This is a genomic window from Ruegeria sp. AD9, from assembly GCF_056542305.1.
Window position 1 is genome coordinate 179,482 of the sequence record NZ_JBQFZP010000003.1, and the last position, 22,252, is coordinate 201,733.

The 22,252-nt window shown below is 56.4% G+C and carries 22 protein-coding genes and 1 tRNA gene; 16 read left to right on the top strand and 7 right to left on the bottom strand.

Going from position 1 to position 22,252, the window contains the following annotated elements:
* Positions 1–26: 26 nt before the first annotated feature.
* Positions 27–686: a DsbA family oxidoreductase gene (locus ACR0AM_RS06275; protein WP_480622420.1), complete on the bottom strand. Its 660-nt coding sequence runs from the start codon at positions 684–686 to the stop codon at positions 27–29.
* Between the two features lie 141 nt (positions 687–827).
* Between ACR0AM_RS06275 and ACR0AM_RS06280 the strand changes: the two genes are divergently transcribed.
* From ACR0AM_RS06280 to ACR0AM_RS06300, 5 genes are all read left to right on the top strand, one after another.
* Positions 828–914: transfer RNA gene (locus tag ACR0AM_RS06280), tRNA-Leu, on the top strand.
* A 189-nt stretch (positions 915–1,103) separates the two neighbouring features.
* A complete protein-coding gene (locus tag ACR0AM_RS06285; RefSeq protein WP_480622421.1) occupies positions 1,104–2,984 on the top strand; it encodes a glycosyltransferase family 2 protein in 1,881 nt (626 codons plus the stop codon).
* A 94-nt stretch (positions 2,985–3,078) separates the two neighbouring features.
* The gene (locus tag ACR0AM_RS06290) at positions 3,079–3,750 is read left to right on the top strand and encodes a class I SAM-dependent methyltransferase (RefSeq protein WP_480622422.1); all 672 of its coding nucleotides are present in this window, start codon (positions 3,079–3,081) and stop codon (positions 3,748–3,750) included.
* A gap of 22 nt (positions 3,751–3,772) precedes the next feature.
* Positions 3,773–4,825 carry a glycosyltransferase family 2 protein gene (locus tag ACR0AM_RS06295; protein ID WP_480493407.1) on the top strand — a complete coding sequence of 351 codons (1,053 nt, stop codon included), beginning with the start codon at positions 3,773–3,775 and terminating at the stop codon, positions 4,823–4,825.
* 26 nt (positions 4,826–4,851) lie between these two features.
* A complete protein-coding gene (locus ACR0AM_RS06300; protein ID WP_480622423.1) occupies positions 4,852–6,759 on the top strand; it encodes an ATP-grasp fold amidoligase family protein in 1,908 nt (635 codons plus the stop codon).
* A gap of 5 nt (positions 6,760–6,764) precedes the next feature.
* Here the strand turns inward: ACR0AM_RS06300 and ACR0AM_RS06305 are convergent, their stop codons facing one another.
* Positions 6,765–7,067 (bottom strand): DUF6476 family protein, encoded by a 303-nt coding sequence (locus tag ACR0AM_RS06305; protein ID WP_480493405.1) that lies wholly within the window; start codon positions 7,065–7,067, stop codon positions 6,765–6,767.
* Between ACR0AM_RS06305 and ACR0AM_RS06310 the strand changes: the two genes are divergently transcribed.
* The 4 genes from ACR0AM_RS06310 (at position 7,066) to ACR0AM_RS06325 (ending at position 10,721) form a co-directional block, all read left to right on the top strand.
* Complete coding sequence (locus ACR0AM_RS06310; RefSeq protein WP_480622424.1) at positions 7,066–8,103, top strand: RluA family pseudouridine synthase; 1,038 nt, start codon at positions 7,066–7,068, stop codon at positions 8,101–8,103. The two genes, ACR0AM_RS06305 and ACR0AM_RS06310, sit on opposite strands and share 2 nt — an antisense overlap.
* 142 nt (positions 8,104–8,245) lie before the next feature.
* On the top strand, positions 8,246–9,142 hold the full coding sequence (gene rpoH / locus ACR0AM_RS06315) for an RNA polymerase sigma factor RpoH (RefSeq protein ID WP_480476596.1): 897 nt from the start codon (positions 8,246–8,248) through the stop codon (positions 9,140–9,142).
* 275 nt (positions 9,143–9,417) lie between these two features.
* Positions 9,418–10,392: a Gfo/Idh/MocA family protein gene (locus ACR0AM_RS06320; RefSeq protein ID WP_480622425.1), complete on the top strand. Its 975-nt coding sequence runs from the start codon at positions 9,418–9,420 to the stop codon at positions 10,390–10,392.
* A gap of 59 nt (positions 10,393–10,451) precedes the next feature.
* Complete coding sequence (locus ACR0AM_RS06325) at positions 10,452–10,721, top strand: DksA/TraR family C4-type zinc finger protein (protein ID WP_480481378.1); 270 nt, start codon at positions 10,452–10,454, stop codon at positions 10,719–10,721.
* 39 nt (positions 10,722–10,760) lie between these two features.
* Here the strand turns inward: ACR0AM_RS06325 and ACR0AM_RS06330 are convergent, their stop codons facing one another.
* The 4 genes from ACR0AM_RS06330 to ACR0AM_RS06345 form a co-directional block, all read right to left on the bottom strand.
* On the bottom strand, positions 10,761–11,138 hold the full coding sequence (locus ACR0AM_RS06330; protein WP_480622426.1) for a hypothetical protein: 378 nt from the start codon (positions 11,136–11,138) through the stop codon (positions 10,761–10,763).
* Between the two features lie 145 nt (positions 11,139–11,283).
* Positions 11,284–13,104: a M3 family oligoendopeptidase gene (locus tag ACR0AM_RS06335; protein ID WP_480622427.1), complete on the bottom strand. Its 1,821-nt coding sequence runs from the start codon at positions 13,102–13,104 to the stop codon at positions 11,284–11,286.
* Between the two features lie 85 nt (positions 13,105–13,189).
* Positions 13,190–14,164: an alpha/beta hydrolase gene (locus ACR0AM_RS06340; protein WP_480622428.1), complete on the bottom strand. Its 975-nt coding sequence runs from the start codon at positions 14,162–14,164 to the stop codon at positions 13,190–13,192.
* Positions 14,164–14,454 (bottom strand): SCP2 sterol-binding domain-containing protein, encoded by a 291-nt coding sequence (locus tag ACR0AM_RS06345; RefSeq protein ID WP_209504212.1) that lies wholly within the window; start codon positions 14,452–14,454, stop codon positions 14,164–14,166. The genes ACR0AM_RS06340 and ACR0AM_RS06345 overlap by 1 nt, the downstream gene beginning before the upstream one ends.
* Before the next feature lie 69 nt (positions 14,455–14,523).
* Here ACR0AM_RS06345 and ACR0AM_RS06350 point away from each other — a divergent pair, with 69 nt between their 5' ends.
* The 6 genes from ACR0AM_RS06350 to ACR0AM_RS06375 all read left to right on the top strand — a co-directional run bounded on the left by ACR0AM_RS06350 (position 14,524) and on the right by ACR0AM_RS06375 (position 20,388).
* Positions 14,524–15,093, top strand: a complete 570-nt coding sequence (locus ACR0AM_RS06350) for a tetratricopeptide repeat protein (RefSeq protein WP_245222454.1) — start codon at positions 14,524–14,526, stop codon at positions 15,091–15,093.
* Positions 15,094–15,113: 20 nt separating this feature from the next.
* Positions 15,114–17,942 carry a helicase-related protein gene (locus ACR0AM_RS06355; RefSeq protein WP_480622429.1) on the top strand — a complete coding sequence of 943 codons (2,829 nt, stop codon included), beginning with the start codon at positions 15,114–15,116 and terminating at the stop codon, positions 17,940–17,942.
* Between the two features lie 6 nt (positions 17,943–17,948).
* Positions 17,949–18,314, top strand: coding sequence for an RNA-binding S4 domain-containing protein (locus ACR0AM_RS06360; protein WP_209504209.1), 366 nt, complete (start codon positions 17,949–17,951; stop codon positions 18,312–18,314).
* 66 nt (positions 18,315–18,380) lie between these two features.
* Complete coding sequence (gene fdxA / locus ACR0AM_RS06365; protein ID WP_170616129.1) at positions 18,381–18,719, top strand: ferredoxin FdxA; 339 nt, start codon at positions 18,381–18,383, stop codon at positions 18,717–18,719.
* Between the two features lie 280 nt (positions 18,720–18,999).
* Positions 19,000–19,509: a CarD family transcriptional regulator gene (locus ACR0AM_RS06370; RefSeq protein WP_050603638.1), complete on the top strand. Its 510-nt coding sequence runs from the start codon at positions 19,000–19,002 to the stop codon at positions 19,507–19,509.
* Between the two features lie 117 nt (positions 19,510–19,626).
* Positions 19,627–20,388, top strand: a complete 762-nt coding sequence (locus ACR0AM_RS06375; RefSeq protein ID WP_480476612.1) for a potassium channel family protein — start codon at positions 19,627–19,629, stop codon at positions 20,386–20,388.
* On the opposite strand, the gene cobS is transcribed toward ACR0AM_RS06375, so the two are convergent.
* Positions 20,385–21,149, bottom strand: a complete 765-nt coding sequence (gene cobS / locus ACR0AM_RS06380) for an adenosylcobinamide-GDP ribazoletransferase (RefSeq protein WP_480622430.1) — start codon at positions 21,147–21,149, stop codon at positions 20,385–20,387. The genes ACR0AM_RS06375 and cobS overlap by 4 nt on opposite strands.
* 78 nt (positions 21,150–21,227) lie before the next feature.
* On the opposite strand from cobS, the gene cobT reads away from it, so the two are divergent.
* Positions 21,228–22,238 carry a nicotinate-nucleotide--dimethylbenzimidazole phosphoribosyltransferase gene (gene cobT, locus ACR0AM_RS06385; RefSeq protein WP_480622431.1) on the top strand — a complete coding sequence of 337 codons (1,011 nt, stop codon included), beginning with the start codon at positions 21,228–21,230 and terminating at the stop codon, positions 22,236–22,238.
* The last annotated feature ends 14 nt before the right edge of the window (positions 22,239–22,252 follow it).

A 22,252-nucleotide genomic window follows, 5' to 3' on the forward strand; every position in this document is an offset into this window, starting at 1 on the left:
GTCCGTAGCGGGCAGGGGAAGAGGGGTCAGGCCGCTTCGGTCAAACACTGTTGCAGCACCCGGGAATAGGTATCGACCCCTTGCGCGCCGGTCAGCAGGTATTTTCCGCCAAACACCATGGACGGCACACCTGAGATACCCCTGCTGGTCCAGAATTGCTGTTTCTCTCGAACCAAGGCGATGCGTTCGCCGGTCTCAAGCACCTGACGTGCGGCATCAGGGTCCAGCCCGGCAGACGTGACGGCCTGCAACAGAGCCTCAACGTCGGACACATCCTGTTGCCGTGTGAAATATGCGTCGAAAAGCGCAAGCTTCAATTGGTGTTGCTGGCCCTGACTTTCGGCCCAATCCAGCAACTGATGCGCCTTGATTGTATTCACGATCCGACTGTCTTCGTGAAAGTTGAAGGTGAACCCCAGTTCTGCTCCGATCGCCGTTAGCCTGTCACGTGCCTGCTGGCTCTGTTCGGGGGTCGAGCCATATTTCTCAGTGATGTGTTCCCTCAGGTTCTGCCCTTCAGGCGGCATGTTCGGGTTCAATTCGAACGGGTGCCAGCGAATTTGGGCCTGGATGCCCTGCTGTTTCAATGCCACGTCAAGCTGGCGAAACCCGACTATGCACCACGGGCACACGACGTCTGACACGATATCGATTTGGATGATGGCGCGGGTATCGGGCGAGGTCATCTGCGGCTCCTGTCAGATCGAAACTGTGTTGATCACCGGCTTAGATAGGACTGCTGCGAAGGTTTTTAAACCAGTGTGTTTTTGCCTCTTCACATCGCGTGCGCCAACGTCTATACGCCGCTCTACCAAGTCACAGGCAGTGCGGTCGTGGCGGAATTGGTAGACGCGCAGCGTTGAGGTCGCTGTGGGGTAACACCCGTGGAAGTTCGAGTCTTCTCGACCGCACCAAATCTATTCGTATCCTGTGAAGTGCGGATCAGCTTATGCGAAGCTGACTTTGCCGTTCTTGTCTGTTCACTTGCATTGCAAATCCGTGGCCCGTAACTAAGCCATGTGTCGGGAAGCGCGCCATGCCTCTGCAATGATGCGATTTTCCCTTCGTCCTGAATTTGCGGGCCATGGTTGCGGGTAGGTGCGATGAGACTTGTCATATCAACGATGAAAGACGAGGGGCCGTTCATCCTTGAATGGATCGCGTATTACCTTTCGATCGGGTTTACGCATTTCATCGTTAACTCGAATGACTGCTCCGACGGCACTGACGCGATTTTGAAAAGATGCGAGGAACTGGGTTTTCTGGCGCATATCGATAACCCCGGTCCCTGGAAGCATGGGCCGCAGGCGTCGGCCTATGCGAACGCTATGGAACATCCCTGGTACGCTGAAGCCGAGTGGATTCTGGTTTGTGATGTCGACGAATTTCTCGATATCCGTGTTGGGGACGGTACGCTGGACGATCTGTTTCGCACCTTTCCACATGCAGATGGCTTTGCCGCGATATGGCAGATGTTCGGACACAATGGGATTGTCGAGTTTGAAGACAAGTTTGTGATCGAACAATTCACATCTGCAGCAGAGTTGGGGGTGGTGACGCCGCAGAATGTGCGTGCCTTCAAATCGCTTGTCAGAAACAACGGGTCTTATCGGGCAATCAACACACACCGTCCGCGTGGCCCAATCGCCGGTAAGGCCGAAAGCTTTGCATGGATTGATGGTGACGGAGATCCCTTGCCACCTGCAATGCGGCGAAATGGTTGGTCCCATTCCACTACTGGCGCGGCCTTTGGGCAGCAGTTTTTCAGGATGAACCACTATGCCGTCCGATCCATCGAGAGTTATCTGATGAAGCGGCTGCGGGGGGATGTAAACACAACCGCGTTTCATCCCAAGATGGAGGCAACGGGACAAGCCTATTGGCACATGCATTGCTTCAACAAAGTTGAAGAATTATCGATCCTTTCCAAATTGGACCGCCTTGGAAAATCGTATGATGAACTACGTGCGGATCGTGTTCTGGGAGACTTGCACGAAAAAGCTGTTGTTTATCACAAGCGCCGTATCTCGGAGATTCGTGAAACAGAGGCCGCACAGGGATTCATAACTCGGTACAAGAATTTTGCCGGGGGGCGATATATAAAGGCGCTGGATCTGGGCGTGATGGAAGAAGGCGATCTTTCCTTTGTTGCGGAGACCTACAAAGACCCCGAAGTTTCTTTCGCGCAAGTTGCGAAATGGACGCGTTTGGGCAAGATGTCCAAATCTGAAAACTCAAGACCCAATAACTACCCCTGGTTTACCCGGCTGGATTCCCTGGAAACGGCCATGGAGTACGAAGAAGCGGCGGCGCAGCATGCATTAATCACTGATGCAAAACAGGTGGACTTGCCGTTCGATCCGAAGGACTCATCTTTCCTGCCGCCAGTGTCTCCGGAGGTTGAAAGAACGAAAGAGCAGCGACAGCGGTTCTTGCGGTCAATCAGTGGCAAGAAGAACTGGGTTTTGATCGGGCATGTCGAGACCGAAATCGTAGAAGAAATACTTGCATTGGATGCAGTTGCGCAATTGACGATCATCGGGCCATGGGGGCTGTCGTGGGATACGTTCGCCTGCAAGGATACAACGCAAGATCCTAAACTTCAGGCCCTAGATCGCACCTTCTATGCATTGCTGGAGTACTTCCGAGAACCGATCGTCGCTGGGCGTCTGAGGGTCTACCGGGCGCTGCCGCCTTTGATGCTGAAGCTGTTTGAAGATCAAAGCGTTGGTGTCGTGATCATACGCGGGGTTCGGGCCGAGCGTGTCATGTTGCAGCTGTTGAACCGGATCGACAGGGTTCTGGCTCCGGGCGGGAGCATCGCCTTTACATCCTACAGGCGGGGCAAAGGGTCTTATTCCGGTATGTCTTCGGCGATTAACCGTTTTCTCGCGAGCAAAGCGAGTGACTATCGGGTTACAAGCCTCGAGCCTCCGTGGCTTGGTATCGACAAGTTGCCACCACTTTCCAAAAACGACACATAGCTTCTGGTTCTTGAAGCAACGACATGTTAGCCATTGCCCAATAAACAAAACGGGTTTCGCGAGAAATCAATACCCGTCTGCAAGTGAGGTCGAGATGTCAAACGAACCCAGAGTGATCGGTGCTCTTCCCGGCAGCCAGAATAAACCGAACGCAGACAAAGCAACCAAACGCAAGAATACAAAAGATGCGATCCGACGTACGTTCCTGACGCGCCTTCCCAAGGGTGGGGTGGCTGTTGAGATCGGTGTCTGGCAGGGCGAGTTTTCTCCGACAATCCTGAAGTTGCTTGAACCCAGTCAGTTGTTTCTGATCGACCCCTGGAAACATATTGGCGAGGAATCGCATACAACGGCGTTTGTTGGCAGGACCGAAGACGAAAAGATGGAAGCCATCTTCCAGAAGGTCGTCACGTCCTTCGAAAAAGAGATCGAGGAGGGCAAGGTTGGCATTATTCGCGATTTCTCGGTGCCAGCATTAAAGCTTTTTGACGATGAGAGCATTTCATTTGCCTATGTCGATGGGGATCATTCTTACGAAGGTGTTACTGCGGACCTAGAGGCGTTGTTTCCCAAGATCAAATCGGGTGGGATCATGGCGTTTGATGATTACCACCGCCGGGGGTGGTGGGGCGACGGAGTGATCCGGGCCGTCAACGAGTTTCTGGGCAAACACCCCCGTGAGTTGCGTATCCGGGCAATTGCTGGTGCGCAGATCGCTATTGAAAAAATCACCCCGCAAGATGACAGCAAGAAACAGGGCGACTAAGCGTCTGGGGTGAATGGCAGTGATGAACAAGCCTGAAAAAATCCTCATCTCTGCGATGAAAAATGAGGGCCCGTACATTCTGGAATGGGTGGCTCATCATAAAGTTGTGGGTTTCGACAGGATCATTGTTTACACCAACGATTGCACGGACGGTACGAACAGAATTTTGCGCCGTCTTGAGGCCCTGGGTCATGTTGAGTTTCACAGGAACCGCGTTGGAACGGGCGGGATTCACAGATCAGCTCTGAGGCAGGCCCGCCGTTTGCCCGTCGTGAAAGAAGCCAAATGGGTCTATGTCTGCGATGCGGATGAGTTTCTGAATATTCATGTCGGAAACCATAAGGTGGACGACCTGATCGAGGCCACACCGGGCGTGGATGTCATTTCCATTCCATGGAAGATATTCTCGAACAGCGGTCGCCATGTGTTGCGCGACGCGCCAGTGACGCAGCAGTTTTTCGATGGTGAGTTGAAGTATGAGCAGGGCGGGGCGGGGCGCCGGTTCGTCAAATCGCTTTTCCGGCAGGGTGAAGTCTATCTCCGCTATGGTATGCACAACCCGCATCCCAAGTCCGAGTTTCAGGCAGGTGTATTCCGGTCTGTTCCCGGGGGGCACGCGAAAGAACCCGCACCCTTTGGGAACCATGTTGCACCGCCTTTTGGATTTGAGATTGCACAGATCAATCATTACGCGGTCCGCTCCACACAAGCCTATTTGGCCAAGCGCAGCCGTGGGCGGGCCAACCACTCCTCGCAGACGCTGGGAACGGAATACTGGGACCGCTGGAACAGGGGTGGCGCGACGGATGAGACAATCCTCAGGTATAAGGAGGACGTTGACGCGGTGATGGCAGAATTTCAGTCCGACGAACGGCTTGCACGGCTGCACCGAAAAGCATTCCTGTGGCACAAGGCGTTGATCGAGGACCTTCTCAAACAGCCAGAATACAACGCGCTTTACCAGACGCTTGTTAATAAGCCGGCTGTAGAATTTGTTGCAAAAGACCGCGGATTGCACGCGCGTCTTTCGTCAGACAAGCAACCGTCTTCCAGCGTAAAACAGCCTGAATCCTGACAAACTCGCCCTCGGAGAAACTGCATATGGCCGCGGAAAATACTCTTCCCACAATCGGAATGCTCTGGTTGGAAGGTCCTCTCAGTTTTCTGGAACAGATGTGCCTTTTGTCTTTTGTCGCGAACGGACACAGGGTCGTGCTGTTCCACTATGACGAAGTCGAGAATGTACCCGAAGGTATCGAACTGGTTTCGGCGAACGAAATTCACGAACCGCAGCGGTTCATTATGAACAACCAGTTCAAAACACCGGTTCCGCAATCTGATATTTTCAGGCTGCAACTGATGCAAAAAACTGATTTTCTCTGGTGCGATACGGATGTGATTTCTTTGAAGCCGATCCCGAAGGCGGATCATATTTTCGGTTTCTTCAATCGCAATACGATCTGCAATGCGATCATGCGGTTGCCGTCCGACAGCCCCGCGCTGAAAGCGTATACGGAATACAGTCTTGATCCATTCCCAATCCGTCCTTGGGTAGAAGGTGAAGAACGCGAGAATCTGGAACGCCAGAAAAAGGCCGGTGAGTTGCCTCATGCCTCGGATCAGGCTCACAGTGTTTACGGACCCGGTGTCATGACGTGGTTTCTGCGACATCATGGCGAGATCGAACACGCTAGCCCACCCCCGGTGTTTTATCCTTTGCCGTTTCGGCAAACGGGGCAGGCGAACGACATTCCAGCGCGGGAGTTTCGAAAAAAGTACCTTACGGATCAGACGCAGGCCGTCCATCTTTGGGGCCGTCGGATGCGTTGGTGGATTGCCAAGGGTGTAAAACGTCATTCATTTCTGGATCGAAGGCTGCGCGGTTTGGGGATCAGTCCTGCCAATGCACCTTTGCCGCGCAGAGGGCGGGGCGCGCCGCAGAACATCGAGTTTCCCGACTCGCTTCCGGACTTGCAGATCAGCAAAGAGGAAATCAGTGAAGCCACTAACGGCGTGATGTCCGTAGCTCAGGTCGCAAATTCTGAGCAGTTCTTCAAAGTGGCCCAGGTTGAATTGGATAAGATAAAAGACAAAGGGCTTTATGGGGTGAATGACAAACCCCAATCGGGTCATCAGCGAGGTTGGGATCACTATGCCAATGACGCATTGCGGTTGAATGCCATGTCTATGTCATTGTCGAGATTTGCCAACAACCAGCGCTATTTACCCGATTTGAGCAACCCCAAGACCGTGACTGAGAAGATGCTGGTCATGAAGCTGTTTGCCGAGATGCCTGAAGTGTCGGCGGCGGATAAGTTGACAGCGGAAAGTTGTATCCCAGAACCAGCCAGGAACCTTGTTACACCGGTGAAACGCTATTGGGTTTCATCGTCGCCTGAGTTACCGGAAGACCTCGATCTCGAGCCGGGCAGCTATTGGCTCAAATGCAATAACGGCCAGGGGCAAAACCATAGGGTCACCTGGCCCATGAACACAGAAGACCGCAACTTGGCCCAGGAAAAGCTTGCCAATTGGAGCAATAAACCCATTCCCCACGGGTTCTGGGCGGCAGAATGGTGGTATTCCACGATCGACACGCGCTATTTCCTTGAAGAGGATCTGGCGGCTGAAGGTCAGGACATCATCGATTGGAAATTCTGGGTTGTCGCCGGAAAGGTTCAGATTGTTCAGGTTGACCGGGACCGCTCTCGGGGACATGTGCAGATGATCCACGACCGGGATTTCAACTTCATCCCGAAAGAGCTGTATTTCCAGACAAGCGATGACACCGAGCCCAAGCCAGAGGTGTTTGACGATATGGTCGCAATTGCCGAAGCCGTCGGGCAACGTGTCGAATTTGCGCGGGTGGACCTCTATGTAATTGGCGACAAGATTTATCTGGGCGAAATCACGCTCTGCCCGTTTGGCGGAAAACGCAAGATGCGTACGCCCGAACTGGATGTGCAGATGGGTGAGGCCTGGGTCGGCACCCGTCTGTTCCCGAACTGATCCGGTTACTCGACGGCGATTTCCTGACGCAGCTTTCCTGTTGTCTTGTCAAAGATCAGGACGCGGTTGTCGTCGGTCACGACCGCATACCAGTTGGACCCGATGGTCAGGGCCTGTGCCCGCGCACCATCGGGTAAGTCGATCTGATCCGGCAAGGTGGGTGTGCGGTCCGATAGGCGGATGACAATCAGGGCGAATGTCACTAGAACCCCGCCAATCATCACCGCGGTCAGCAGCATGACCATCCGCCGCAGCAATCGCAGCTGCGGGGTTTCCTGCGGTTCTTGGGGTTCGGAAGGGACAGTCATGGGCACCCGCCAGATTGAGTTTCAGATCGCGGCCGATCCGCCGCCTCGCCTTGATAAGGCGCTTTCGCGGGATGTGCCAGACGGTGAAAACCTGTCGCGCACGCGGCTGGCGCGCCTGATCGAGGATGGCGCAGTTCGGATCGACGGGAACCGGATGCAGGACCCAAAGACCAAAGTGTCCGAAGGGGCGCAGGTCGTCATAACTGTGGCCGAGGCTGAAGACAGCCACATCGGTGCAGAAGACATCCCGCTTGAGGTTGTTTTCGAAGACGCAGACGTGATCGTCGTCAACAAGCCAGCAGGCATGGTGGTGCACCCCGCGCCAGGCTCGCCCGGGGGTACGCTGGTCAACGCTTTGCTACACCATTGCGGTGAGGCTTTGTCAGGTGTTGGGGGGGTGAAGCGCCCCGGTATCGTTCACCGGATCGATAAGGAAACCAGCGGTCTTCTGGTGGTCGCCAAATCAGACGCCGCACATCACGGGCTGGCCGAACAATTCGCAGCACATAGTGTCGAACGCTATTACCGCGCTGTGTGTTACGGGGTTCCGGATGCAAGTGATCCCCGTCTGCGCGGCGTCAAAGGGGTGAGCTTTGAGCCGGGCAACATCATGCGTGTGACCACCCAGCTTGCGCGGCACAAGACCGACCGTCAAAGGCAGGCGGTGTTGTTTCATGGCGGGCGTCACGCGGTGACACGCACGCGGGTAGTTGAAACATTTGGCACGCCTGCTGGTCTTGCTCTGATCGAATGCTGGCTCGAGACCGGGCGAACGCACCAGATCCGTGTTCATATGACCCATGCCGGGCATGGGCTTGTCGGGGATCCGATCTATGGTGGCAAGCGGAAACTGGCCACCAGGGCGTTTACGCCCGCCGCTGCCGAATGCGTGTACGACTTTCCCCGGCAGGCGCTTCACGCCGCCGTATTAGGGTTCGAGCACCCGGTGACGGGCGAACACCTGCGGTTTGAGGCCGAACTGCCGCAAGACATGGAGAACCTGATTGCCGCGCTTCGCGCGCCGCTGACACAATAAGCAAAGTCCTGTGAGTAAGAGTTTCTTATCTTTCCTTCATGAAAGATTAATTTCAGACTGTTAGCAGCACCTCTTGAACAGGATGGGTTCTTTACCCATATCCTATGTTAAAGACTTAAACATTTGTCGGAGGGACATCATAATGGCAAATTACGCAAATCTCCCCGCGCCGACGCCCGAGGGCGGCCTGAACCGCTATATGCAGGAGATTCGCAAGTTTCCCCTGCTTGAGCCGGAAGAAGAATATATGCTGGCCAAGCGCTGGGTCGAAGAGCAGGACACAGAAGCCGCGCATAAGATGGTGACATCGCACCTGCGGCTGGCGGCCAAGATTGCCATGGGATATCGCGGCTACGGTTTGCCGCAAGCCGAAGTAATTTCCGAAGCCAATGTGGGCCTGATGCAGGCGGTCAAACGTTTTGACCCTGAAAAAGGCTTCCGTCTGGCCACATATGCCATGTGGTGGATTCGCGCCTCGATTCAGGAATATATCCTGCGGTCGTGGTCGCTGGTTAAACTGGGCACAACCTCGGCGCAGAAAAAGCTGTTCTTTAACCTGCGCAAAGCCAAGGCGCGCATCGGCGCCCTGGAAGAGGGCGACTTGCGTCCGGAAAATGTCGCGCAAATCGCCAATGATCTGGGTGTGACCGAAGAGGAAGTGATCAGCATGAACCGCCGCATGTCCGGCGGGGACGCGTCTCTGAACGCCACGGTCGGGTCCGAAGGCGAAGGCACGATGCAATGGCAGGACTGGCTTGAGGATGAAGATGCCGACCAGGCCGGAGATTATGAGGCGCGCGATGAGCTGGAAGCGCGTCGCGAGTTGCTTGCTGCGGCGCTGGACGTGTTGAACGACCGTGAAAAGGATATCCTGACTCAGCGCAGGTTGCTGGATCAGCCGGTGACGCTGGAGGACCTCAGCGCCCAATATAATGTCAGCCGCGAGCGGATCCGACAGATCGAAGTTCGCGCGTTCGAGAAACTGCAAAGGAAAATGCGGGATCTTGCGCGTGAAAAAGGGATGCTGGGTGTCAGCTGACCACGATACCAGCCTGCTGCAATAGCTGCGGGCTGGTTTTTCATTTGTGCGAAGAATCCTCCTCTACGCGCACATGCCCGGCGCATCCTGACGACTCATTGCCAGTTGATCGTCTGAGGCCGCTATCCTGACTGTGAAGCCAAAAGAATGGCCGCAGGGTCAAAGCTATGGTAGGGCAAAGACGCATTTCATTTTGATGACGGTGTGACAGGTCGATCCTGCGGACCTCGCAGGGGAACGAACCCTTTGGGGTTCGAACATCTATGGAGAGCGTTATGCAAAAACCGGTTCAGTTTGGCGTGTTAGGTGCCGCGAAATTCGCGCGTGAATACATGGCACCGGCGATACATGCCTCCAACGGGGCGCGACTAGCTGCGCTGGCGACGTCGGATGCGGTAAAGGCTGAACCTTTTTCGTCTTTCTGTCCCGACCTGAACGTGTTCGCAAGCTATGATGCGCTGTTGGCAGACCCCGGTATCGACGCGGTCTACATTCCACTGCCCAACCACCTTCATGTGGAGTGGAGCCTGAAAGCGCTGGACGCCGGCAAGCATGTGCTCTGCGAAAAGCCGATGACCATGAAAGCCGATGAATTTGACGCATTGATCCAAAAGCGCGACGAAAGCGGCTTGCTTGCCGCTGAGGCTTATATGATCGTGCATCACCCCCAATGGCAATTGGCACGCAAACTGATTGCGGATGGCGCAATCGGAAATCTGGTGCATGTAACCGGGGCGTTCAGCTTCGACAATCGGGCAGATACCCAGAACATTCGAAACCGCGCTGAAACGGGCGGCGGCGGATTGCGTGACATCGGTGTTTACGTGATCGGCGGCGCCCGGTTTGCTACGGGGCAGGAACCTGTGGGGATACAGTCAGCCATCCGTTGGCAGGATGATATCGACATCTTCACCGAAATTCGCGCGCAGTTCCCCGGTTTTACCTACTCAAGCTACGTGTCCATTCGGATGCATCCTCATCAGGAAATGGTGTTTCACGGGGACAATGGCCTGATCCGCCTGACAACTCCGTTTAATGCGCGTGTGTTTGGTGAAGCCCGGGTCGAGTTGCATCGCCCGGGGCTTGAGGTGCTGGTCACCCGGTTCCCTGGAGCAGACCATTACAAGCTTCAGGTCGAGGCCTTCTGCCGCTCGGTCAGGGAAGGAGTAGAGTATCCCTGTCCGCTGGAGTTTTCTCGGGGGACGCAAGAGGTGATTGACCGCGTGTTCGACGGCGCAGTTTCGCTGTAACTTGCCCTTTGCGCGCGGGCTCGGCTATCCTTTTGCTTACGTTTAGCAGGAGATGACCCATGGCCGGAGGCTGGGCGCGCGACGGCGCAGTGAGCGAACAGATCGAAGCGTCGATTTCGGATGAACTGGCGCGGATGCAGGCGCAAAAGCGGCCTGTTGGTGAAAGCCTGACCCATTGCGCCGAATGCGAAGAGCCGATCCCTGAAAAACGCCGCGTTGCTTTGCCGGGCGTGAAGCTGTGCCTTGATTGCCAGCAGGAACGGGATGGTGCGTTCAAGGCACGTGGCGGCGTCAATCGGCGGGGGTCGAAGGACAGCCAGTTGAAGTGATCTCAGGTGCGGCTGCTTTGAGCCCTGATTGACCGGTTGCTAGTTTGAAAAGACTTCTTCAGTTTCCTCAGAAAATCGACCGCGTTCAGAGAAGACAGCTAACGCTTTTTCGGCAAATTCGGACACGCGTACCCATTCCTCGGAATTCTTAAACCAATCAATGTTCCATGTGTTTTCTTCAGTTACGTCAGCTGCAGCGGTGGCAAGCGCCATGAATTTCTCAATGACCACTTTTTCTTTTTCGCTGAATACCTTGGGAGCCTCTGCGTAGTCGAGCGGCAACCAGTCACTGACCATTTCAATCGTCTCGTAGGTGCCGAGAGTAGCGATGCCATCCAAGGAGGAATACATATCGAGCAGTTCGATCACTCGATTTCGAAGCCTCTGGTAAAGCAACTGTTGACTAATTTTTTCCATGAGATGTTTTGGCATCCTAGCGCCACTCGCTCAAGGTCGGCATTGTCCGCTTAGCGGGCATTCAGGAGCCCCTTGGGTGTGACATTGCCAAGCATGGCAGGTTATTTCAGCTAGGCAGATGTCGCCACCCTCTGTCGAGGGTGTCTCAGCCCTCCATCGCCTCCAGCTCGTCAATGAAGCCTGAGATCATCGACAGGCCTTTGTCCCAGAAATTGGGATCGCTGGCGTCCAGGCCGAACGGGGCCAGCAATTCCTTGTGGTGCATTGAACCACCAGCGCGCAGCATGTCGAAATACTTGTCCTCAAACCCATCCGCGCCGCTTTCGTAAACGGAATAGAGCGCGTTCACGAGGCCGTCGCCGAAGGCGTAGGCATAGACGTAGAAGGGCGAGTGGACGAAGTGCGGGATGTAAGCCCAGAAGGTCTCGTACCCGTCCATGAATTCAAATGCGGGGCCAAGGCTTTCGGCCTGAACGCTCATCCACAGGGCGTTGATGTCATCCGGGGTCAGCTCGCCCTCACGTCGGGCGGCGTGCAGCTTGCATTCAAAGTCGTAGAAGGCGATCTGGCGGACCACCGTATTGATCATATCTTCGACCTTGCCGGCCAGCAGTACCTTGCGCTGTTCCGGGGTTTCGGCCTGGTCCAGCATCTTGCGGAATGTCAGCATCTCACCAAAGACCGAGGCGGTTTCCGCCAACGTCAGCGGGGTGGATGACAGCATCTCGCCCTGACCGGCGGCCAACACCTGATGGACGCCGTGACCCAGTTCATGGGCAAGCGTCATCACATCGCGCGGTTTGCCCAGATAGTTGAGCATCACATAGGGGTGGACATCGGTGACCGTCGGATGGGCGAAGGCCCCCGGCGCTTTGCCCGGTTTCACCGCCGCGTCGATCCATCCTTTTGAGAAGAAAGGCGCCGCGATTTCGCCCATGCGGGGATCAAAGGCATCATACGCGTTCATCACCGTCTTTTGGGCCTCTTCCCAATTCACGATACGCGTGTCTTCCATGGGCAGGGGCGCGTTGCGGTCCCAGACCTGCATGACGTCCAGTCCAAGCCACTTGCGCTTCAGCTCATAGTAGCGGTGGCTCAGCTTGGGGTAGGCGGCCACGACCGCCTCGCGCAGGGCCTCGACCACTTCGGGTTCGACGTCGTTCGACAGGTGACGCCCGGTCTGAGCGGTCGGCATCTTGCGCCAGCGATCAACGATTTCTTTCTCTTTGGCCTGCGTGTTGTGAACGCGGGCGAAGGTTTTGATGTTGTCCTGAAAAACCGATGCCAGTTCACGCGCCGCGGCCTCACGTTTCGCGCGGTCCTGTTCCGTCAGCAGATTCAGGGTGCCTTCGATGTTCAGTTCTTCACCGTCGACATGAAATGCCAGTCCGGCAATCGTTTCGTCGAACAGACGTTCCCACGCGTCGCCGACAACCCCCAGATCATGAAGGAACTTTTCCAGTTCATCAGACAGCTGATAGGGCTTCATTGCGCGGATGCGACGGAACACAGGTTCGTAGCGGGCGAGATCCGTGTTCGCCGCAAAATGCGCTTTCAGAACATCGTCTTCGATCCGGTTGATCTCGAGCGTGAAGAACACCAGCGGAGTGGTGAAGATCGTGATCTTTTCCTGCATGTCCGACAGGAATTTGGCGCGCTCTGCATCTGTGGTCAGTTGATAATAGCGCAGACCGGCAAAGGACATGATACGCCCGGCGATGGCGTTGATCTTTTCGTTGCGATGCACACAGGTCAGCAGGTCTGCGGCCTCCAGATCGGCCAGCTTGCCTTCGTAATCAGCAGCAAACGCGGCACATTCACCTTCCAGCCAATCCAGATCGCGCGCTAATTCGGGTGCGTTTTCCGAGGTGTAGAGATCGCTCAGATCCCATTCCGGAAGATTGCCCAGATTGCCGGAGCCACCGATTGCGTTCGCGTCACGGACAGGGAAAGGAAGGTCGCGCATGGATCACCTTTAGTAGACTGCTTTTGCAAACATCTAGGGCTGGCGCGCCCGGATCACAAGCGGCCAATCCCAAAGGTGAAAGGGTTTACGAGGAAACCAGCTCGGGTGCGCCATTGGCCTGATTGGCCAGAAAATGCGCCGCAATCTTGTCCAGCACCGGCCCCCGAACCTCGGGTGCTTCCATTAGTACCTCGTGTTCACCATCCGGAATTTCGATCAGCGTTCCGTTGGGCCAATTGGCCATGCGCGCACGAATGGCTTTGCGGTCCACAATTTGCTCATGGCTGCCCAGAAATGTCAGGCAGGGTGTCTGAGGGGCGGTCTGCTCCATTAACCAAGCACATTCATCCAGCGACTCGCGCAGCCACAGATTTGAAGGGGCACCAAGCGCGAGTTCTGGGTGTGCATTCAACTGATTCTGCATCATCCGGTACATGTCCGGGTCGCGGGTCAGCATGTTTCCCTCGAAAGGTTGCGACAGGACATAGCTTTTGAGTGTTGTGGTGGGGGGCGTTCGTTCGCCCAGGCCAAGCGCTGTGCCCCAATAGGCCGTAACGCGGCTTAGGGGTTTCATAACCGGAGTGAAGAAGATTCCCCACATTGGGCCCGTGAAAGCGCAAGCGGCAAAACATCCTTTCTCGATGACGGCACGCAACCCGATTGCACCGCCCATCGAATGCCCGACCACGTACCATGGTTTTGGCAGATCCAGCGCGCTTGCAAGTTTCAGAGTGACCTGAACGTCCTGCTGGTAATCGGTGAACTGATCGACATGTCCGACCCGAGCATCGTCCAGCAATCGATCTGCAAGACCCTGACCGCGCCAGTCGACGGCCAGCATGGCGAACCCACGCTCGGTGAATTCGCTGGCTGTAGTGCCGTATTTCTCAATGTATTCCGTGCGTCCAGGAAACATCATGACAGTGCTATGTGCTTTTCCGTCCGGAAGCCAGTGAGCAACGCGGATGCGTTTTTGATCCGACGTTATCAACCAGTGGGCCTTTCCACCGGCGGGGCCGCCGGCCACGTCTTCAAACAAAGGGGCCGGCGAGAACTCCATCAGGCCAGTACCGATGCAAGTTTCATGGCAACACCCATGTCGCCATCAATGCTCAGCTTGCCGGACATGAACGCACCTGTCGGGTTCAATTCACCGCTGAGGATTTGTTCGAACGTGTCAGCATCAGCGCTTAGGGTGACATCAGCGTCATCGTCGCTGACCCGCGCGCCGTTGGAATCCAGGACAATGGCACCCAGATCGGCGATATCAAACTTGGCCGAGGCATCAAACGCGCCGCCTTCCAGTTTTTCATTCAAAGCGGCGGCTGCCTTTTCAAGAGTCTCGCTCATGTTTTTCCTCATATTGTTAGTGCGCCGTGAATGGACATCCCCGGTCGCAACGCTACACTGACTATTGTTATGAGCATTGCAATCTACAATCTCAAAGGTATCGTCGCGGCACTTTTTGTCCTAGTCACGATTTCCTCCACTTGCCTCGCGCAACAAGCGGATTTGCGCGATGAGGGCGAATTGCTGCAAAAACTTGGCCAATCGACGCCCGAGCAGGCCATTGCTCTGGATCGGCAGTTGCAAGCTCTGTGGGCCCAGTCCGGTTCAGCATCGGCCGATCTGCTGCTGGAACGTGGCCGTGAAGCGCTGGATGACGGTGACGTAGGTGCGGCACTGGAACATCTGACCGCCCTGACGGACCATGCGCCCGATTTTGCTGAAGGCTGGCACCTGCGCGCTTCGGCCTTTTTCGGGATCGAACGGTTTGGCATGGCCGCTGCCGATCTGGAACATGCCCTGACCCTGAACCCCAACAATTACGAGGCAATCTACGGTCTGGGCCTGATCTTTGAGATTATCGGACAACCCGACAAAGCTTACGAGGCCTATTCACGGGCATTGGCTATACATCCCCACCACGAAGAAGTAACCAATGCGGTGAATCGACTGAAGCCGCAGATTGACGGCGCAGCGCTGTAAGGTCCGGGCAGGGGGCAAAGGTGAGCGGGTCATCCCGAATAGTGGCCGTTTTGGGCCCTACGAACACAGGTAAAACCCACTATGCAATCGAACGGATGCTGGGATACCGAACAGGTGTCATCGGTCTGCCGCTGCGTCTGCTTGCGCGCGAGGTCTACGATAAGATCGTCGCCATCCGCGGGCCGTCGATTGTTGCGCTTGTCACCGGTGAAGAGCGGATCGTACCCCCCCGGACCCAGTATTGGGTCTGCACGGTCGAGGCGATGCCCGAAGATATGGGTGCGGATTTCGTGGCGATTGATGAAATCCAGCTGTGTGCCGACCCCGAGCGCGGCCATGTCTTCACGGATCGCCTGCTTCGGTCGCGTGGAACAAACGAGACACTTTTTCTTGGCTCTGACACCATGCGTGGCCCGATTGCCGCGCTGGTGCCCGAGGCGCAGTTTGTCCGGCGCGAACGGATGTCGCAGCTGGTCTATTCCGGTTCGAAGAAACTCAGCCGGATGCCGCCCCGCAGCGCTATTGTCGGATTTTCGGTCGAAAATGTGTATGCCATCGCGGAGCTTCTGCGCCGCCTGAAAGGTGGCGCGGCGGTTGTCATGGGTGCCCTCAGCCCGCGGACGCGGAATGCTCAGGTGGAGCTTTATCAAAATGGTGAGGTTGATTACCTGGTCGCCACAGATGCTATCGGCATGGGCCTGAACCTGGATGTTAACCACGTTGCCTTTTCATCCCTGACCAAATTCGACGGGCGGCGGATGCGTCCGCTGGCCCCGAATGAGCTTGCCCAGATCGCCGGCCGGGCCGGGCGCGGGATGTCGGACGGCACCTTTGGCGTGACCGGAGAGGCACCGCCGCTGGACGAAGGTGTCGCGCAGGCGGTCATGGACAGCCGGTTCACGCCGATGAAAAAGTTGAACTGGCGGAATGCCGCTCTCCGGTTTGGTTCGATTGAAGCACTGATCAACTCGCTTGAAATCAGTCCAAATGACGAACACCTGATCAAAGCCCGCCCTGCTGATGACCTGAATGTGTTGAAATCGCTGTCACAACAGGCCGAGATTGTCGCCCGCGCAAGTGACGGTCCATCCATTCGATTGCTGTGGGATGTGTGCAGAATCCCTGATTTTCGCGGCATCAGCCATGCAGAGCACGCAAGCCTGTTGGAAGTGATCTATGGCCACCTGCACGAACGCGGCAGTATTCCCGATGATTTCTTGGCCCGGCAGATACGGCGGATTGACCAAACCCATGGGGATATCGATGCGTTATCCAAAAGGTTGGCATATATTCGCACCTGGACATATGTTGCGCAACGAAACGGTTGGGTGCGTGACGAATCACATTGGCGTGACGAAACGCGCACTGTAGAAGACAGACTGTCTGACGCACTTCATGAGCGTCTGACTCAAAGATTTGTGGACCGGCGTACATCGGTTTTGTTGCGGCGGCTCAAACAGAAGGAGGCCCTTTTGGCCGAAGTAAATGACAAGGGTGAAGTGACCGTCGAAGGCGAATTCGTCGGTCGTCTGGAAGGGTTCCGGTTTAGTCCGGACAAAAGCGCGCAAGGAACCGAGGCGAAAGCGCTCAAATCGGCATCCCTGCAAGCACTCGCGCCGCAATTCCATCTGCGTGCCGATCGCTTCTACAATGCGCCCGATACCGAAATTGATTTCACCGATCAGGGCGGCCTGATGTGGGGCGAATATGCCGTTGGTAAACTGGTTGCCGGGGCCGAACCTCTCAAGCCCGTGGTCGAGGTTTTTGTGGACGAGGCCGCAGGTCCGGATGTCGAACAGAAGGTGCGGCGCCGGTTGCAGCATTTCATCGACCGCAAGATCGCTGCACTGTTCGAGCCGCTGCTGAATCTGTCGCGCGACGAGGAGCTCAACGGGCTGGCGAAAGGGTTTGCCTTCCGCATGGTCGAGGCGCTGGGCGTACTGCCGCGCGCGGGCGTCGCGCAAGAGGTCAAGGATCTGGATCAGGACGCGCGTGGCGCCTTGCGCAAGCATGGCATCCGCTTTGGCCAGTTCACCATCTTCATGCCGCTCTTGCTGAAGCCCGCACCGACGCGTCTGCGTCTGGTGCTGTGGGCGCTGTATGGCGGTTTGCAGGAATTCCCCGAAGCACCGCCTCCGGGGTTGGTGACTGTGCCGGTCGCCAAGGATGCACCGCAGGGTTACGACACCATGTGCGGCTACCGCGATGCGGGCGACCGATCGATCCGTATCGACATGCTGGAACGTCTGGCGGACATGCTTCGTGCGGAAGACAGCCGTGGCGGGTTCGAAGCCAAGCCGGATATGCTGTCGATCACTGGTATGACGCTTGAACAGTTTGCTGACCTGATGCAAGGGCTGGGTTACAAAGCCGAACGCGGCGAGCGTGGCAAGGTCAAACCGGCACCGGTTGAGCAGCCTGTGACAGAGGCGGCAGAACAAGCCATTATCGACGAGACGCCAGCACCTGACGCGGCATCAGAAGAGGTCGCCGCGCCCGCCGAGGAGGCGACAGCCGGGGCCACCGAAAGCACCGAGACGGCAGCCGAGGCTGTCGCAGAAGGTCAGGTTGCGGAACCTGCGTCGGATGAACCCGAGGTCGAAGTGTTTTACACCTTCACCTGGGGTCGTCAGCGTCAGCCGAACCGTGGTCCGCGCCGCGAGTCGGGGCAGGGCAAGGGGAAACCAAGGGGCAAACCGCAGGAGGGCCGTGGCAAACCGCACGGCAAGAAGGGCGGAAAGCCGCAAGGGGCCAAGACCTTCTCGTCACGGCCACCGAAAAAAGAAAAGGCCATTGATCCCGACAACCCGTTCGCCGCAGCGCTTATGGGTCTGAAGGACGGTAATTGACGCGAGATGGCCGAGGCCAAACTGCGGATCGATAAATGGTTGTGGCAGGCGCGGTTCTTCAAGACCCGCAGCCTTGCCGCCAAACAGGTCAGTGGCGGCCATGTCCGGCTGAATGGAAACCGGGTGCTGAAACCGGCGCAGGCCGTGGCCCCCGGTGACGTTCTGACCTTCTCGCAGGGTCGCATCGTCCGCGTCATACGTGTGGAAAAACTGGGGGAACGCCGCGGTCCGGCGCCCGAGGCGCAAACTCTGTACTTTGATATGACCGAAAAGCAGGAAGCGCCTCTTGTAAATCCAGGTTTCGAGGGAAAAGGTCGGCCAACCAAGAAAGATCGACGCGCTATTGATCTTTCTCGCCCGGAAGATCACTGATCCTGTCTTGAAGAGCGGGCCAGACTGAATTAGCTAGTCGCTCAAACCGCAAACAGGAATCCGACCATGACCTATGTAGTCACCGAAAACTGTATCGCCTGCAAATACACCGACTGTGTCGAAGTGTGTCCGGTGGACTGTTTCTACGAAGGTGAAAACACGCTGGTCATTCATCCTGACGAATGCATTGACTGCGGAGTGTGCGAGCCCGAGTGCCCCGCCGATGCAATCCGCCCCGATACCGAGCCGGGTATGGAGGAGTGGGTCGAGTTCAATCGCAAGTATTCCGAACAATGGCCGGTGATCGTCACCAAGAAAGACCCGCTGCCCGACGCAGAGGAGCGTGACGGTGAAGAGGGTAAGATGGAGAAGTATTTCTCGGAAGCGCCCGGAGAAGGCGGCTGAGTGATTCGTTCCACACGGCCTGTTTTGACATAAAGATCACGGCACAACCTGTTGAACGCAGGTTGAATATGAAAAATTCCCGTAAGGTAAACTTTCGGGCGTCGTAATTTTGTGATATACTGCACTCCACATGATGACCGAGATTGGGATGCGCTCCGTAAGTATGCTCGCTTTGGAGTATTGAATTTATGACAATATCGCCGCCTGACGGGGCTGAGACAGTCCCCGCATGTGGTGTTTTTGTTGTCCGTGTCCCGTCCGCAAGCAAGGAAAAAACTGAATGACAAAGTCGAAAAAGCTCGAGTTCCGCCCGAACGACTATGTTGTCTACCCCGCCCATGGCGTGGGTCAGATTATTTCGATCGAGGAACAGGATGTCGCGGGATTCACGCTCGAGCTGTTCGTCATCTCATTTGAGAAAGACAAGATGACGTTGCGCGTGCCGACCAACAAGGCGACCGAATCCGGTCTTCGGTCGCTCAGCTCGCCCGATGTGATCAGCCAGGCGATGAAAACGCTGAAGGGCAAAGCCAAGGTTAAACGCGCCATGTGGTCCCGTCGCGCGCAGGAATATGAACAGAAGATCAACTCGGGCGATCTGATCTCGATCGCCGAAGTTGTCCGTGACCTGCACCGCACCGATGATCAGCGCGAGCAGAGCTATTCCGAGCGTCAGCTGTACGAAGCCGCTTTGGAACGTCTTACCCGTGAGGTCGCGGCTGTTTCAGGCGCTGGCGAGGTGTCTGCCGCCAAACAGGTGGACGAAGTTCTGACCTCACGCGCTGCCTGATCGAAGGTACTTTGACAAAACGGGCCGCTCCGAATTTGGGGCGGCCTTTTTCGTGGCTTGGTGATTTGTTCATATGGCGCTAATTTCACTGTGTATGCAGCGGATTACCGGACAGACATGAAGCAGACTGTGAAATACCTGTATATCGGACACGACCCTGTTTCGGTTTGGTTTAGGTATGCGCTGATCCTGTTCGACGTTGCGACAATCATTTTCTTTGTCGCGACGGCCCACATCCCGCATGGGCCAGGTTTGACCGTTGCAAGCCAACTGGTCGGCGTGCTGATTTTTCTGGATTTCTCTGCGCGGCTCTGGATTTCAAAAGACCGCTGGAAGCTGTTGCGCCAGATTTACACGGTGGCGGATATCGTAGTCGTCCTCTCTCTGGTGCTTGATCCGTTTTTGACAGGCAACCTGGCTTTCCTGCGGATATTACGCGCCCTGCGTCTGATCCATTCATATCACCTGCTCTGGGATTTGCGGCGCGACAGCCGTTTTTTCCGCACGCACGAGGACGCTGTTATCGCAGCGATCAACCTGCTGGTCTTTGTCTTTGCCACCTCGACGGCCGTTTTGGTGTTTTTTATACCAGAAGACGCGCAAACGCCCTACGTAGATGCGCTGTATTTTACCATGGCGACGCTCACGACGACCGGGTTTGGCGACATCACTTTGGTCACACCGGGTGGCAAGCTGTTTTCTGTCTTCATTATGGTCGTTGGCGTGGCACTGTTCGTCCGGCTGGCGCAAGCAATTTTCGCGCCACAGAAGGTCCGTCACAAATGCCCCAGCTGCGGGCTGTACCGGCACGACCCAGACGCCGTGCATTGCAAACATTGCGGCGATACGTTGCGAATTGAAACAGGGGGGTCGCCTTAGGTCTGGGCGCTGAGTGTAAGCAGAAACGTGATTTCCGCCAATTGCTGCGACGCTCCCAGAATATCTCCGGTTTGACCGCCGATCTTGGTTTTTGCGACGAGCCCCAAAACGGCAACGACCAAAGTCGCGAAGACTATCGCGTTAAGCGCCAGACTTCCGCACAAGCTGAAAGCGACCAAAATCGCGATGCCCACAGCGATACAGGCTGTTCCTGCGCCGGGGGTACCAACCGAATGGCTCAGGCCCGACGTTCTGGCGTTTGGAAGAAGTACCATCAGTGCTGGCATCAATGCGCGGGAAAATACACAAGCCGCAACCACCATCCAGATCGGACCAGTGACAAGTATGGTAGAAATCGCGGATACTCGTAAAAGCTGCGACATCACCAAAGCGAGCACGCCGTAAGTTCCAATCTGGCTGTCCTTCATGATCTCCAGCCGCCGTTCAGCGGTGAAACCGCCCCAAAGCCCGTCGAACGTATCAGCCAGACCATCCTCGTGCATAGCGCCCGTCATCAAGACCAGTACCGCGACCAGCAACGAGGCTGCGACAAACGGGGGCAGTTGTAGACCCATCGCCAGCCAACCGGTCAGGCATGCCAGCCCGCCAACGACCAGCCCAACCAGTGGAAACGCCCATGCCGATTGTGCCTGCCGGGCAAACACGGCTTTAGGCAAACGGGGCAGGGGCAGGCGGGTCAACAGCACCAGAGCCAGCGGAACATCCCACAGGGAAAACGGTTTGGTGTCGTTTTTTTGCACACCCGTGCCTTTCGGGGTCTTGTTGGTTTCGATCCTTCGGTTAAACACGCAGGACCACTCTGATGCAATGAGGCTTTCATGCTGCCTGAACTGAATGATTTGAACACGTTCCGTGCTGTCCTGGCGGGGGCTCCGGGCCCGGATGCTGCTGCGGTGCAGGGCGCGGCCGAGCGAAATGGACAATTGACCAAACCCCCTGGCGCGCTTGGTCGGCTTGAGGATCTTGCGGTCTGGTATGCAGGATGGCGGGGGGACGCCCGTCCACAGATCAGCGCACCTCAGGTCATTGTTTTTGCCGGAAATCACGGTGTTACCGCGCAGGGTGTTTCGGCCTTTCCGCCGGAAGTGACCGTGCAGATGGTGATGAATTTCGAACATGGCGGGGCGGCGATAAATCAGTTGGCCCGGGCGGCAGGTGCGAAGATGGATGTCCACGCGCTGGATCTGGAGAAGCCGACCGCGGATTTCACCCAAGCCCCCGCCATGACCGAAGATGAATTGTTGACGGCGTTGCGCACTGGCTGGCAGGCCGTTGATCCGCAATCCGATCTTTTGGTGGTCGGCGAAATGGGAATTGGTAACACCACCCCGGCTGCGGCTATTGCCTGCGCGCTGTTTGGTGGCGACGCGTCGGATTGGACGGGGCGCGGAACCGGTGTGGATGACGCCGGTCTGGTCAACAAAACCCGTGTCGTGGCCGAGGGCGTCGCGAAACACACGTCGAATGATGGTCTGGACATCCTGCGCTGTCTGGGTGGGCGCGAGATTGCTGCAATGGCGGGTGCAATTGCTGCCGCGCGGGTGTTGCGCATCCCGGTGATCCTGGACGGGTTCATCTGTTCGGCCGCCGCAGCCTGCTTGTGGAAGCTGTCCGATGGCGCGCTGGATCATGCCGTGGCAGGTCACCAAAGCGCCGAAGCGGCCCATGGTGCCGTGCTGGCGAAATTGGGCAAAGAGCCGTTGCTGAGCCTTGGCCTGCGGTTGGGCGAAGGGTCCGGCGGGGCGCTGGCGATCAACATTCTGAAAAGTGCTGTCGCCTGTCATTCCGGCATGGCAACCTTTGCCGAAGCTGGGGTTTCGGACGGCTAAACCCGCACCTGACC